This is a genomic window from Aestuariibaculum scopimerae, from assembly GCF_059428085.1.
The window spans coordinates 2,972,789-2,988,719 of record NZ_CM182089.1; the positions used below are offsets into that span (position 1 = coordinate 2,972,789).

The 15,931-nt window shown below is 39.6% G+C and carries 6 protein-coding genes and 1 tRNA gene; 2 read left to right on the forward strand and 5 right to left on the reverse strand.

All coding sequences use genetic code 11. The features are described from left to right. Positions 1–205: 205 nt before the first annotated feature. From AC5SR4_RS12950 to AC5SR4_RS12960, 3 genes are all read right to left on the reverse strand, one after another. A complete protein-coding gene (locus AC5SR4_RS12950) occupies positions 206–10,603 on the reverse strand; it encodes an HYR domain-containing protein (RefSeq protein WP_495356697.1) in 10,398 nt (3,465 codons plus the stop codon). A 696-nt stretch (positions 10,604–11,299) separates the two neighbouring features. Next, positions 11,300–12,988, reverse strand: coding sequence for a histidinol-phosphatase HisJ family protein (locus AC5SR4_RS12955; RefSeq protein WP_495356698.1), 1,689 nt, complete (start codon positions 12,986–12,988; stop codon positions 11,300–11,302). A 297-nt stretch (positions 12,989–13,285) separates the two neighbouring features. Beyond that, positions 13,286–13,359, reverse strand: a tRNA-Met gene (locus AC5SR4_RS12960). Between the two features lie 131 nt (positions 13,360–13,490). On the opposite strand from AC5SR4_RS12960, the gene AC5SR4_RS12965 reads away from it, so the two are divergent. Both AC5SR4_RS12965 and AC5SR4_RS12970 read left to right on the forward strand, forming a co-directional pair. Beyond that, positions 13,491–13,880, forward strand: a complete 390-nt coding sequence (locus AC5SR4_RS12965; RefSeq protein ID WP_495356699.1) for an START-like domain-containing protein — start codon at positions 13,491–13,493, stop codon at positions 13,878–13,880. Between the two features lie 66 nt (positions 13,881–13,946). Further along, the gene (locus AC5SR4_RS12970) at positions 13,947–14,792 is read left to right on the forward strand and encodes an aminotransferase class IV (RefSeq protein WP_495356700.1); all 846 of its coding nucleotides are present in this window, start codon (positions 13,947–13,949) and stop codon (positions 14,790–14,792) included. Here AC5SR4_RS12970 and AC5SR4_RS12975 read toward each other — a convergent pair. Both AC5SR4_RS12975 and AC5SR4_RS12980 read right to left on the reverse strand, forming a co-directional pair. Then, positions 14,785–15,345 carry a YqgE/AlgH family protein gene (locus AC5SR4_RS12975; RefSeq protein ID WP_495356701.1) on the reverse strand — a complete coding sequence of 187 codons (561 nt, stop codon included), beginning with the start codon at positions 15,343–15,345 and terminating at the stop codon, positions 14,785–14,787. The genes AC5SR4_RS12970 and AC5SR4_RS12975 overlap by 8 nt on opposite strands. Positions 15,346–15,469: 124 nt before the next feature. Then, positions 15,470–15,742 carry an HU family DNA-binding protein gene (locus tag AC5SR4_RS12980; RefSeq protein ID WP_495356702.1) on the reverse strand — a complete coding sequence of 91 codons (273 nt, stop codon included), beginning with the start codon at positions 15,740–15,742 and terminating at the stop codon, positions 15,470–15,472. Positions 15,743–15,931: the final 189 nt, after the last annotated feature.

Genomic DNA, 15,931 nt, shown 5'->3' on the forward strand with positions numbered 1-15,931 from the left:
TTAATCGTTTAAAGTTAAAATAAATCGATGAAATGCATTAATTCGAAAGAAAAAACATATATTCACTTTGATTTTTGAGTGAATTTAGACCCCGAACGAAGTATTGATATTTACACATTTGGGTAAATAGGGGGTAAGACAAACAAATAAAGGAGGCCATAATAGCCTCCTTTATTTGTTTAAAATATTTTTTATTAATACAGTTTTATTTGTTGATGATTATCTTTTTATTAACTAACCCCATAGATGTTACAGCTTTTATGATATAGCTACCATCAGTTACATTAGGTACAGTTAGTTTAATATCTTGATCATGAGGGTTTAAAGTATTGCTTGCTGCACTCCAATATTTTATGGTTTGTCCTAAAATATTAATTAAGTATACTTGTTTAACCTCTATTTCTTGTGGAGTTTTAATATGAATGTCTCCATTATTGTGTAAGTAATTAACAGAAACTTGACTGGCTATTTCATTGTCTTCAACAGATAGTGAGTTATCCTTAAAGAATGAAATATAAAATCTGTCTAGATGATTACCAACATCAATGGTCATTTCAAAGCTTTTGTTGTTAATTTTTGTATAAGTACCAAGTAGTGCATCATAAACATATACTTTGGTATTAGCCTCTAAACCTTGTAGTTCAATTATAGATATTTCAATATCACCTCCCGTTTTTGAATAGATGCCTAAAGGATATTGTTTGGTTTCATCAAACGCACCTACACCTTGTATTACATATGGTTTATTTTCAATCATCCAAAGCATATCATTTGGAAATATATCATACTTAGGTGCATCGTACCCATAGTCTGGACCATCTGTTGCTGTACTATTTGCAACAAAACCTAGCAATAATTCTCTTTTTGCACCTTCTGGAGTTTTAAACCCTATTTTCAAACGTTTAATACTAGCATCAGGTTCGGCATTTTTACTATAATCAGCAGTACTATTTTTACCTTTTGTATTGCCAGGTTTTATGAATGTAGACCCATCATTACTGCCAGATACGGTCTCTCGTTGAAATACACGCTGACTATTTTTAAATACAATTTGACCACCAGCACCTGTACCATAGGCGGTAGGTGTAGCAGTAACAAAAAATCCTTGCCCTACTGGGACATAACGTTCAGGAACCTTTGTTCCAACACCACCAATAATAGTATAGCCTTCTGCAGTTGGCGGAGGTGTAGTGGCAGCTATACCACCTGTTAAATTATATACAGCGTAACCACCTAAATAGTCTCTTAAAACATGGGTGTTATTACCTACGTAATGTTCCCAGAAATATAAAGCTCCAGAAATACTATTGGTTCCAGAAGGCCCATTATCTATTATAAATGCATTGGCATCAATCGCTGAAGGATAAGGATTCCCAATTAAAGCATCATTGCCAGAATTTATATAAGTACTAATATCACCATTATTAGGTTTACCAATAAACACATAATTTTGGGTGCCAATAGTGTAGGCTACATAGTTTTTGCCACTGCCTTTCATAATATGTCCAAGACCGGCTGCAAAATTTGCACTACTTCCTAAAGCACGCCAATTAGCATAAGTATTTGTTACATAGTTTTCGTATGCGTACGTCCAACGTGTACTTAATGTTATAGGGTTGGTAGCCGGTGGCGTTAAACTACCAGTCCATGAAATTGTTTGTGGATTGGAAGATACAGAACCGTCTCGCATTACACCACTAATACTTCTAGGGTTATTATTTGTACCTACTGTTTGCGGGCCAACAGGAGATCCCCAGTAATTGTAATTAAATGGATTATTGGTCCCTTGTTGGTCGCGTTCTAGATATCCACTACTATTTACATCCAGCACACTTTCATTAAACTGTACCGTAGGATTACCTGAGGTGCTATAGCGTTTTTGCACAAGTTGTGATTCGCCAACTAAGTCTATGTGGCCGTCAAGTTTTAAATAGTGGGTTACCCAAAGTCCTTGACCGTTATTGGTTTCATTATTAGCTCCAGAAGGGTTTTTAATGGTAAATGTAGCTCCATTATCAACTAGAAGTCCTAAAACCGTAATATCATTGTTGCCAGATTCTATACTATGGGATACCTGAACTATATTCCAATCGATTTTAGTGCCATTTACGGTACTGTTTGGCGTGTACCAAACGGTTGGTTGAGTCCATGTAGTATTCGTGCTCCAAACACCTGTATTTGCTGTAGTATAAGGGAGTGGGGCGGTTTCATCCTGAGCGGAGTAGATGTTTCTTAATCGTCCATTCAAACTACCTTTGGTTGGGGTTAAATATCCGCAACCGACATTCATACGGTAATAGCCGTCCAGATTAGACCACAACAAGGGATCATCGTCAACACTATCTTGTGTGGCATCAGGGCCATATACTTTTATAGGTATAATTTCACCCATTACATCATCCCCACCATTGAGTTTGATTTCCTGATTCATCATCTGGCGGATGTGCTCTACCTTAAGGTCTTTATTCCAAATTCTTAACTCGTCAATCCAACCGTGATAATAGTCCACCGGTTTATTAGGCGGATTATTAGCCTGATCCATAGCGCCTAAGATGCATTCCATATTATTATCACCCGGCGCACTCCCCGAAGCACTCGCTTTTTCAACACCATCGATGTAAAGGGTATAAGTACTGCCATTAAAAGTAACCGCCACATGGTGCCATCTTACGGCATCAATAGCATTACTTGAAATAGAACCGCTATTGCCCCAACGGAATTCTATGTTGCTTCCGTTAAGTCTTAAATCATAACCTGTTGCAAGATTATTGGCATCACGTTTTGAGAATATGGTTTGCGTACCGTTTAAGTCTTCGGCTTTCACCCACATTTCAATACTGAATGGGCCGGTTCTATCGTAGTTGTCTTTAAAGGTAATGTAATCGTTATCGCCATCAAAATCGATTTGACTACAACTGTTAATCGTTACTTCTACGGTGCTGGCACAACCATTTACCGTCCAGGTAAGAGTATAAGTACCAGGCTCTCCGGTAAAGGTTGAATTTGGGTCGTTAACATCAGAAAAACTATAGGTAGCGGCCACACCTGTTGTACAGGATATTGGTGGATTTTGAACACTCCACGTGCCTATTTCACCGGTGCCAGGATAATTCGGTGATGCAGGTGCTGCATTGGGTACTTTATAGCTGCCGTCGTAAACACCGTTATCGAAATTTTCTTGTGCTGAGATTGTATTGTCGTAAGCATGAAGGGTTACCGTATCTTCACCACACTCATTGGTAATTGGTGTAATATTTTCACCGGCATAAGATAAGGTGGCCTCTATGGTAATGAACTCAGTACCGGAAGTGTCTTGACTTCTACAACCATTAATTAATGAAGTTGCTCCGTAATTTTGAATACCTGGCGTTACAGGATCAATATTTACTGTAGATCCGGTAGCTACCACAACGCCATTTGCATCGGTCCATTCTATCACCTCGTCAATAGGATTATTAGGGATTTGAATATTATCTAAAGCCCAGGAACTTCCGGTAGAGCCGCCGCCTTCAAAGTAAAAGCGAAGCCTTACATTATCTAGTCCTACGTAATTTTGTAGATCAATGGAGATATTGACAAAATTTTCCATATGTGTGCCTGCTCCGGAAGTAGAAGGGCCCGTAAAATCATGAGGCTGTCCGTCAAATGTATTGATGCCGGGATCTAATGGGTTTACCAACGGATCATAAGAGGCTCCACCATTAGTGGAAATCTCTACTCTAATCTCAGCACCTGCTTCTAAGAAATAAGCCGTATCAAATGTCAGTGTCGCATCTGCCAACCCATAGGTGCTAAAAATAGGAGTCTCTAATGAAGACCATGTTTGTCCCCAGGAAACACCTTGTCTTTTAATTTTAGGGTCTGTTAAATCACCATGTACAATAATATATTTGGGGTCAGCAGCATTATAAAGGGTACCGGCTGCATTTCTACCACCACTTTGGTTTGTTATTTCTGCCCAAATAAAGTTTTTCTCATTGCTGTTACTTGCTGGTAGTTTCCAGTCGTCAATGCCATTAATACGCCAGCCTTCAGGGTTTGCAAAATTAAATAGTCCACCCTCATTAACTTCTGAACCTACACCATATTCACTTTCCACTACCACCTCGACGGCATCACCTAAACAGATGATATTATATTCAGTACCGTTCACAATGGTTGGCGGTATATCAGGTGGTATCACGCTAATGATGGCAATAGGTGAAAAGCCTTCACAATCTCCCACATCTATTACGGCTCGTACCAGAGTGGTGACTTGGACATCCATGACAGTATAGGCCGTTGTGGTATTGGTTATACCAGTAAAACTAGACCAGGTAACGCCACCATTGATAGAATATTCCCAGCGATTGATATCATCCGTCAAGGCAGGGTCAATACTCGACAATGTTAAAGCCACGTCTTGTTGGATGGTATTACCATCGGCATCAACAGGACAGGCAGTAATTTCTATAATATTAGACGCATCTGCAGCGGTTTCTGTTTGTACATTATATCCTGTAAGTAAACCACTATCAATGGTTGGTGCATCCACCGTGATGATGGTCTGACAGGTATCAAAGTTCCCTTGGCTATCGGTTACGGTTAAAGTCACCGTATTAGTACCTATATCATCACATCCGAAGGTGCTTTTATCTAAGTTAAGTATAGGATTGGCATCACAATTATCAGTAGAACCATTGTCAATTTGACTGGGTAGTATACTGGCCTCACCAGTTACGCCATCCAAAGTAATGGTTAGGGTATATGGTGCAATACAACTTACTATAGGTTTAGTGGCGTCGTTGACGGTAATGGTTTGGGTGACATTGATGCTATTTCCGTAATTATCAGACACACTATAAACTCTGCTAACGGTAGTTGGACAAGAGCCTGTAGGTGTGTCACTTACCCAAGCCACAACAGGAGTAGCAGTACAATTATCTGCTTCATCTGTAACCACATTAATATCCGGATCTGGAGCTGTGCCGGAGACGGTGATAGGCGCAGGGTTAGATGCTGTCGGAGCTTCATTATCATTTACAATTACATCGAAAGTACAGGAAGCGGTTTGTCCGTTACCGTCGTTTGCAACAGCGGTTACCGTTGTGGTTCCAATTTGGAAATTGTATGGGAATGTAATTAAAGACCCACCTATATTATAAGTTATTGTGGGGGAACCACTACCACAGTTGTCTGTAGCGGTGGCAATAAAAGATAGTTCAGCGTCACATTGCCCGGGATCTGTATCGTATGATGCGTTTGGTGTTGGGCATGTGATGGAGGGAGCGATGTTGTCTTCCACAGTTACAGTCGCAGTACAGGTATCTGTGTTGCCATTGTTGTCGGTCACCGTTAATGTTACGGTATTCGCTCCTATGTTGGTACAGTCAAAGCTTGTTTTGTCCAGAGCTAAGGACGCAATGCCACAGGCATCGTTGGAGCCGTTGTCGACCTGAGCAGGTGTAATGGTTGCACTGCCCGAAGCGTCAAGCTGTACGGTGATGTTCTGGCACACGGCACTGGGATCCACATTGTCCTCTACGGTTACCGTTGCGGTACAGGTATCTGTGTTACTATTATTATCCGTTACGGTCAGTGTTACGGTATTCGCTCCTATGTTGGTACAGTCAAAGCTTGTTTTGTCCAGAGCTAAGGACGCAATGCCACAGGCATCGCTGGAGCCGTTGTCGACCTGTGCTGGTGTAATGGTTGCACTGCCCGAAGCGTCAAGCTGTACGGTGATGTTCTGGCACACGGCATTGGGATCCACATTGTCCTCTACGGTTACCGTTGCGGTACAGGTATCTGTGTTACTATTATTATCCGTTACGGTCAGTGTTACGGTATTCGCTCCTATGTTGGTACAGTCAAAGCTTGTTTTGTCCAGAGCTAAGGACGCAATGCCACAGGCATCGCTGGAGCCGTTGTCGACCTGTGCTGGTGTAATGGTTGCACTGCCCGAAGCGTCAAGCTGTACGGTGATGTTCTGGCACACGGCACTGGGATCCACATTGTCCTCTACGGTTACCGTTGCGGTACAGGTATCTGTGTTGCCATTATTGTCGGTCACCGTTAATGTTACGGTATTTGCACCGATATCGGAACAGCTAAATGTTGTAGTGTCCAAAGCAAGGTTTGCAATGCCACAGGCATCGCTGGAGCCATTGTCAATCTGAGCAGGTGTAATGGTTGCACTGCCCGAAGCGTCAAGCTGTACGGTGATGTTCTGGCACACGGCACTGGGATCCACATTGTCCTCTACGGTTACCGTTGCGGTACAGGTATCTGTGTTGCCATTATTGTCGGTCACCGTTAATGTTACGGTATTTGCACCGATATCGGAACAGCTAAATGTTGTAGTGTCCAAAGCAAGGTTTGCAATGCCACAGGCATCGTTGGAGCCATTGTCGACCTGTGCTGGTGTAATGGTTGCGCTGCCCGAAGCGTCAAGCTGTACGGTGATGTTCTGGCACACGGCACTGGGATCCACATTGTCCTCTACGGTTACCGTTGCGGTACAGGTATCTGTGTTGCCATTATTGTCGGTCACCGTTAATGTTACGGTATTTGCACCGATATCGGAACAGCTAAATGTTGTAGTGTCCAAAGCAAGGTTTGCAATGCCACAGGCATCGCTGGAGCCATTGTCAATCTGAGCAGGTGTAATGGTTGCGCTGCCCGAAGCGTCAAGCTGTACGGTGATGTTCTGGCACACGGCACTGGGATCCACATTGTCCTCTACGGTTACCGTTGCGGTACAGGTATCTGTGTTGCCATTATTGTCGGTCACCGTTAATGTTACGGTATTTGCACCGATATCGGAACAGCTAAATGTTGTAGTGTCCAAAGCAAGGTTTGCAATGCCACAGGCATCGCTGGAGCCATTGTCAATCTGAGCAGGTGTAATGGTTGCGCTGCCCGAAGCGTCAAGCTGTACGGTGATGTTCTGGCACACGGCACTGGGATCCACATTGTCCTCTACGGTTACCGTTGCGGTACAGGTATCTGTGTTACTATTATTATCCGTTACGGTCAGTGTTACGGTATTCGCTCCTATGTTGGTACAGTCAAAGCTTGTTTTGTCCAGAGCTAAGGACGCAATGCCACAGGCATCGCTGGAGCCGTTGTCGACCTGTGCTGGTGTAATGGTTGCACTGCCCGAAGCGTCAAGCTGTACGGTGATGTTCTGGCACACGGCATTGGGATCCACATTGTCCTCTACGGTTACCGTTGCGGTACAGGTATCTGTGTTACTATTATTATCCGTTACGGTCAGTGTTACGGTATTCGCTCCTATGTTGGTACAGTCAAAGCTTGTTTTGTCCAGAGCTAAGGACGCAATGCCACAGGCATCGCTGGAGCCATTGTCAATCTGAGCAGGTGTAATGGTTGCGCTGCCCGAAGCGTCAAGCTGTACGGTGATGTTCTGGCACACGGCACTGGGATCCACATTGTCCTCTACGGTTACCGTTGCGGTACAGGTATCTGTGTTGCCATTATTGTCGGTCACCGTTAATGTTACGGTATTTGCACCGATATCGGAACAGCTAAATGTTGTAGTGTCCAAAGCAAGGTTTGCAATGCCACAGGCATCGCTGGAGCCATTGTCAATCTGAGCAGGTGTAATGGTTGCACTGCCCGAAGCGTCAAGCTGTACGGTGATGTTCTGGCACACGGCACTGGGATCCACATTGTCCTCTACGGTTACCGTTGCGGTACAGGTATCTGTGTTGCCATTATTGTCGGTCACCGTTAATGTTACGGTATTTGCACCGATATCGGAACAGCTAAATGTTGTAGTGTCCAAAGCAAGGTTTGCAATGCCACAGGCATCGCTGGAGCCATTGTCAATCTGAGCAGGTGTAATGGTTGCGCTGCCCGAAGCGTCAAGCTGTACGGTGATGTTCTGGCACACGGCACTGGGATCCACATTGTCCTCTACGGTTACCGTTGCGGTACAGGTATCTGTGTTGCCATTATTGTCGGTCACCGTTAATGTTACGGTATTTGCACCGATATCGGAACAGCTAAATGTTGTAGTGTCCAAAGCAAGGTTTGCAATGCCACAGGCATCGTTGGAGCCATTGTCAATCTGAGCAGGTGTAATGGTTGCACTGCCCGAAGCGTCAAGCTGTACGGTGATGTTCTGGCACACGGCATTGGGATCCACATTGTCCTCTACGGTTACCGTTGCGGTACAGGTATCTGTGTTACTATTATTATCCGTTACGGTCAGTGTTACGGTATTCGCTCCTATGTTGGTACAGTCAAAGCTTGTTTTGTCCAGAGCTAAGGACGCAATGCCACAGGCATCGCTGGAGCCGTTGTCGACCTGTGCTGGTGTAATGGTTGCGCTGCCCGAAGCGTCAAGCTGTACGGTGATGTTCTGGCACACGGCACTGGGATCCACATTGTCCTCTACGGTTACCGTTGCGGTACAGGTATCTGTGTTGCCATTATTGTCGGTCACCGTTAATGTTACGGTATTTGCACCGATATCGGAACAGCTAAATGTTGTAGTGTCCAAAGCAAGGTTTGCAATGCCACAGGCATCGCTGGAGCCATTGTCAATCTGAGCAGGTGTAATGGTTGCGCTGCCCGAAGCGTCAAGCTGTACGGTGATGTTCTGGCACACGGCACTGGGATCCACATTGTCCTCTACGGTTACCGTTGCGGTACAGGTATCTGTGTTGCCATTATTGTCGGTCACCGTTAATGTTACGGTATTTGCACCGATATCGGAACAGCTAAATGTTGTAGTGTCCAAAGCAAGGTTTGCAATGCCACAGGCATCGCTGGAGCCATTGTCAATCTGAGCAGGTGTAATGGTTGCGCTGCCCGAAGCGTCAAGCTGTACGGTGATGTTCTGGCACACGGCACTGGGATCCACATTGTCCTCTACGGTTACCGTTGCGGTACAGGTATCTGTGTTGCCATTATTGTCGGTCACCGTTAATGTTACGGTATTTGCACCGATATCGGAACAGCTAAATGTTGTAGTGTCCAAAGCAAGGTTTGCAATGCCACAGGCATCGTTGGAGCCATTGTCAATCTGAGCAGGTGTAATGGTTGCACTGCCCGAAGCGTCAAGCTGTACGGTGATGTTCTGGCACACGGCATTGGGATCCACATTGTCCTCTACGGTTACCGTTGCGGTACAGGTATCTGTGTTACTATTATTATCCGTTACGGTCAGTGTTACGGTATTCGCTCCTATGTTGGTACAGTCAAAGCTTGTTTTGTCCAGAGCTAAGGACGCAATGCCACAGGCATCGTTGGAGCCGTTGTCGACCTGAGCAGGTGTAATGGTTGCACTGCCCGAAGCATCAAGCTGTACGGTGATGTTCTGGCACACGGGTGTTGGATCAGTAGTATCAACAACATTAACAGTCCTAGTAACCTGTGTAGCAGCATTGCCACTAGCATCAGTAATATCATAGGTTAAAGTATAAGTTCCAACAGTGCTAGAATCAACAGTATCACCACCAATAGTTACAGATCCGATAGACAGGCAACCGTCATCAGCAGTAGCGCTAAGTTCGGTGTAAGAAGCACTACAAGCTTCAACATTAACAATAGCATCCCCGTTAAGTGTTATTGTCGGCGCAGTAGTATCCTCAACAGTAACAATAAGCGTCTCAACATTAGTATTCGAATTATCAGAAACTTCAAAAGAAACCAAATAGTCCCCTAAAATAGTAACAGGTAAACTAGCAGTTGTAGTAGTGCTTATTGTTACGGAAGAAACCCCATCTGGATCAATATAGCTCCAGGCATAGGTCACAGTTCCGGTAGTAGTACCAGTAGCTTTACCTACTAATGAAACATTAGTACAGGCTTCAGCATCATAAGGGTCATTAGCTGGGGTAGTAATTTCTGCATTAAAACTACCTCCAGCCGCTATCAAGTTACCAAATGAATATGTATTTGAACCACTACCAACACAAGTAGCATATTTTTCTGATCCAATGAAAATTTCATCATTATTAGAACAACTTCCGTCTATGGTTCCTGAAGGCTTTATAACTATTGCAGCATTTGTATCCGGTAAATTTAATTGCACTTTAACGCCGTTAAAGGTTAGGGTTCCAGTGCCTGAAATGGTCAGGATACTCGTGGTTAATGTGTATGTGTGTTGCGTAGATGTGCCATCACCTAATACTAAAGTTCCATCAATTATAACATCGCCCATGGCATTAGTTGATAAATTAGATGGAATGCTAATCGTATGTCCAGTTTCAATTAAAACATTATTGGTGCCTGTAAATTGTCCTGGATACCCAATTAAAGCAGTAGGGGTAATCCAATTTGTACCATCAAAATACAACCAAGAACTTAAACTGGTCCAATCACCTGATCCTGTAGACTGGTAATCACCAGCAACAGGAGTAAAAAAGACTATGTTGTTTAATGGACCCAAGTGCTCTGTAGCCAAAACATTGTTTAAAGAGAATGTATTTTGCTTTAAACTAGCATATTCCGAAATAACACCATAATAAGGCGTAAGCGAAGATTGGGGCGTGGTTATTTTATTGAGATAGATACTGTTTGCGAATACCTGATTGTTCAGGATGATTACACAAACAACAAAAAGAAATTTTAAAAAGTAATTCTTCTTCATAATTAGTTAATCTTTAGGGCATTGCACAAACATAGACAACCTGCCAAAGGATACATTGTATTCAGAGACAAAGTTATTTATGGTTTAACGTGCTATTAACCAGTTCTATGAGGGAGTTGTAAAATTAGGACTAACCGTACACTTATATCAAAAATACTCGTTGAAATACAATTTTAATCTATTGTATGTTAGTTTTAATTTTACTTATGAATTAATTAATATTTTCTTTTGTAAAACAGACAGTTAACACAATAGTACCATAATTTTATTTTGGTTTTTTGTTGCTGACTATTTTCACAGGGACGAATATAGTATAAAAATTTTAAAAAACATCCATGAAATGCAAAAAAATACGATAAAATGCAAAAACATAATAGAATCAATTATTTAATATACTGAAAATCAGTTTTTTCTGTTTTGTGACTAAAAACAATATGTTGGCTTTTAAAATAATGGTTTTATAATCTTTTTTATTAAAAGAAAGTCTATGTCTATTGAGTTTAGTGTTTAATCGTTACTGTATGGTGTTTACTAAGAATATAATGATAGGTATCGTATCCTTATTGGATAGACATTTTGCCTTTACTAGATAGACAATTTGCCTTTATTGGATAGACATCTTATCATTATTATGGCAAACACTTTATCCCTATTGTATATAGATGTAGAATGTAAAATAAAAAGAATTAAAAGCCTTTACATACTATGAAACTCAATTAAATTTGCTTCGTAATATTGATCGCCTAGTTTTGAAAGCAGGTTTTTAATGATATGGCTATCGCCATCTATTGCTACTGCAGAATAGCCTATATTGTTCAAATTACCTAATCTTAAATCTATAATGTTAATTTGTTTAGAGGCTAATGCAGAAAGGAGTATTAGTAAGACGCCAGGAGCATTATGGTGTTTGGTTAATATAACTTTTTCACTTAACGCTAAATTGAGTTCTACACCATCCATCTCCAATAAGTAAACACCTTCACGATCGTAATTTGGCAACTCAGCATTTTCTTTATAAATTAATTTAGTGAACAATGCAGCATCTGTACCATTTATAAAATCGATAGCGCTTTTAACATTACCATTGTTGTTTTCAATAGTAAGGAATGCCACAGCAGTGCCATCATTATTAGATTTTAAGCGTGCTGTCTCTACATTAATGCCTTCAGAAGCCAATGTATTGAAGAGCGATGACATAGCACCCGGTTTATCTAAATGTTCAGAAAATAAACCATTTACTTTTTCTTGGAAAACTTTTGGTGCTTTATTGGTAACAGTAATGGATTTACCCCATTTACGAATTCTAATAGCATCATAATCCCCCATACCTGTAGAGTTCTTATAGATGTCTACAAACTCAAGAAACGACCCACCAAATGAAAAGTCTGGAATAATCCTTCTTTCAGAAAGGTGTAGGCGTTGGTTTAATAACTCAATGCCTTTATTTAGTACTGTATATTTTACTTTCAATTCATGCTCATCAAAAATAGTACGATTTTCAGGAATTAATTTGGAATAGCTTACATAGCTCTCATAGCCAGCCTCTTGTATATATTCAAGGCTTTCCCTAAAATTTAAACCGTAATAGCGTACATGATGTGTATCGGTCCCAACACAAACAGGTATTTGAAGCTCATTGGCACGTCTTAAAATGCTTTGTGTAGGATAAACACCAACACCTTTAAATTTTCCTGCCATGTTTACATCTAGTGAGAGGTTGCGATCGGCTATAAGCTCTAAAAGTGTTCGAAATTTATTGGCTAGGGGATGTGAGCTTGTTTCAAAATTTATTAAGGGTTCTGGCATATCAACATTCAGTTTCGGTAAATCGATATGTCCGATAATTTGTATCATATCCCCAAAGCATTCAATCATTTGTATCATTTCATTGAAATAGCCATCCCAATACGCTTCTAAACTTCCTCTAAGTTTTAGTAGTTCTAGAGCTTCTTCTTTAGAGCCATCATAGGGAAGGCCCTCGGGAGCAAAATGTACTGACCCTATAACGTAATCGGCTTCTTCGGCTTGAAATATTTTAGATCTACTCCATTGCAATCCCAGACCGGGGCCCATCCATTCTAATTCAACGCCGTATTTAATATTAATTTTACCTGCATATTTTTTACGAAGGTTGGCAATACGTTTGGGGTAATTTAAATATGATCTATTACCACGAATAAATTTCACATTGGTATCTCTTTCAGCGGTATAGCGAAAACTTGTAAGTCTGGGTGAATGTATTATAAAGGTAATGCTTGGGTGCTTGGCTTCTATAGCTTTGTCAACAATATCTTCTAATTTATCAATTCCATGCTTTACGTGGTCTTGTTCTGTACCTGCATGTATGCCATGTGTTTCCCAAATAAATTCATTGAGTTTTCTCATTACCCTAAATACTTAAGTTTTGCTTTTAAACTCCAAATTTAACTATTGGAATAGAATTATCAGCTAAAAATTAATTGTTTTGAATATATTTCAAAAGGAAATCTTTATTGCTTTAAAAAACACTCTTAAAAAGCCAAGATATTATGAATTTAACAACAAAGGAAAGATTAAGTATAAATTAAGCACTTTATATAAACCCATAAAGACTTTATATTTTATCTTGTTGCTAAGAATTGCTATATAAAAAACGGTTTAGAATATGCTAAACCGTTTGTTTTTTTAAGTAAAATACTTTAGTAGCGAGAGCGGGGCACGATCCCGCGACCTCCGGGTTATGAATCCGACGCTCTAACCAACTGAGCTACCTCGCCTAATTTAAGGCTGCAAATATAAAAACAATATTGTTGTGCACAAATATAAGTGATGCAAAATATTATTAAAAATAATTGTTATACTTCTTAATTAATGTATATATTGGGCGTTATAAATTTTTAAGGTACTTATGGACGATAAAATAAAATTTGATATTGAATTTACAATACAAGCTTCACCACAACTAATATATCAATATATATCTACCCCATCTGGTTTGTCTGAGTGGTTTTCAGATAATGTAAATTCCAGAGGCGAAATATTTACATTTATTTGGGATGATAGTGAAGAACAGGCCAAGTTGATTAGTAAAAAAACGGGGGAGCGTATTAAATTCAGGTGGCTAAATGATGAAGATGACCAAGTGTCTTATTTTGAAATAAAAATTCAGGTTGATGAAATTACGAAGGATGTATCTTTGATAGTTACCGATTTTGCTGAAGAAGATGAAGTTGATGAAGCTAAAATGCTTTGGGAAAATCAAATTTCCAGTTTAAAGCAAGTATTAGGATCGGCTTAACTCTAAATCATATATTTAAATTATATTTGTCCCGTTTTCTTTAAAAGTTGAAAACGGGATTTTTTTATGATAAACTATAACGGTAATATCTTAGTAGAAACCAACCTATTATCTACACAAAACAGAGGCTATGCCTATGGTGATGCACTTTTTGAAACCATTAAGGCATCACATGGTAAGTTGTTGTTTTGGGAAGATCATTATTTCAGGCTCATGGCGTCTATGCGCATTATGCGCATGGAGATACCCATGAATTTTACAATGGAATTTTTGGAAAGTCAAATACAAGAAACGCTCAAGGCCAATAATTTATATAAAGCTTCTGCAAGAGTAAAATTGATGGTTTACAGAAATGAAGGAGGTTTGTATTTGCCTAACAATAACAGTGTGAGTTTTAATGTTTTAGTTAAGCCTATTGATGATGATTTTTATGTTTTAAATAATTCTTTTTATGAAGTTGATCTCTTTAAAGATTACTATGTAGCGCCAAGCTTATTATCTACTTTAAAAACTAACAATAAAGCTTTACATGTGGTTGGAAGCATTTATGCCAAGGAGAATGACTTGAATAATTGCCTTATTTTAAACACCAATAAGCATGTGGTAGAAGCGCTTAATGGTAATGTATTTGTAGTTAAAGGCAACACTGTAAAAACTGCACCGCTAAGTGATGGCTGTTTAAAAGGGGTTATGCGCAAGCAAGTAATAGATATTTTAAAAAGCTTTCCAGAATATAATTTAGAGGAAGCTTCTATATCGCCTTTTGAGCTTCAAAAGGCAGATGAAGTTTTTATCACGAATGTAATAGTGGGTATTAAACCTGTAACTAAGTATAGAAAAAAAGTGTTTGATGCTAAAGTAGCTGAACTATTATTACAAAAATTGAATGTAAAGCTTAGATTGGCTAATTAAAGTTAGGGTTTTCTGGAGCATTGGACCATATACTGTACTCATCTCCAAATTCCAACATTTTTTCTTTCCAAAAAGATTCATAGTCCTTTTCAATAATACTGTTTTTGTAAATGTTCTCTGTAACAACCCAAGAATTGCTTTTAAGTTCATTCTCTAATTGATTCGCATCCCAACCGGAATAACCTAAAAAAAAACGTATATCATGTTCGCTAATACTTTTGTTGGCAATCAGTTCAGCAACTTTAGTAAAATCGCCTCCCCAAAAAACGCCAAGGGAAATTTCTATACTATTGGGAATGAGATTGGGTACTTTGTGTATGAAGTACAAATTATCTTGTTCTACGGGCCCTCCATTATATACTCTAAAATCAGCTTCCACTTCAGGAACTAGATCATTAATATTATAGTCTAGAGGCTTATTTAAGATAAATCCGATAGAGCCTTCTTTGGAATGGTCTGCTAATAACACTATAGACCTATTAAAAGACATGTCGCCTATTATGGTGGGTTCTGCGATTAACAAATTACCTTTTTTTGGTTTTGTTGTAATCATACTGTTAAGTAATTAGCAACTAAATCTAATATTTATTTATTAAATAAGCAACAGTTTTAATGATTTATGAAAAAAAATGCCTTCAGATACTGAAGGCATTTTTAATATTAAATAAGATATCTAATTAGTTTATTGCGTTAGATAAATCTGAACCTGCTTTAAACTTAACAACTTTTTTAGCTTTAATTTTTATAGTTTCACCAGTTTGAGGGTTTCTACCTTCTCTTGCAGCTCTTTTAGAAACTGACCAAGAACCAAATCCTACTAAAGAAACTCTGTTTCCTTTTTGTAAAGCACCTTCAATTTCTATAAGTGCACATTCTAATGCTTTTTTAGCTGCTGCTTTAGTAATTCCAGCATGTTCTGCCATTGCATCAATTAAATCTGTTTTGTTCATAATATAAAATTTAATTATTAATAAATTGGTTAAACATTTTTGTTAAATCCTTATACAAATTTATACGGATTATGAAACCACGCAAGTAATAGTAAGGGAAATACAGACTATTGTTGATAACTTGCGGCTTTTGTTAATAAAGGGCGTGCCTTTCGTCGATTATTTTGAAATATCACTATTGATAAGGGT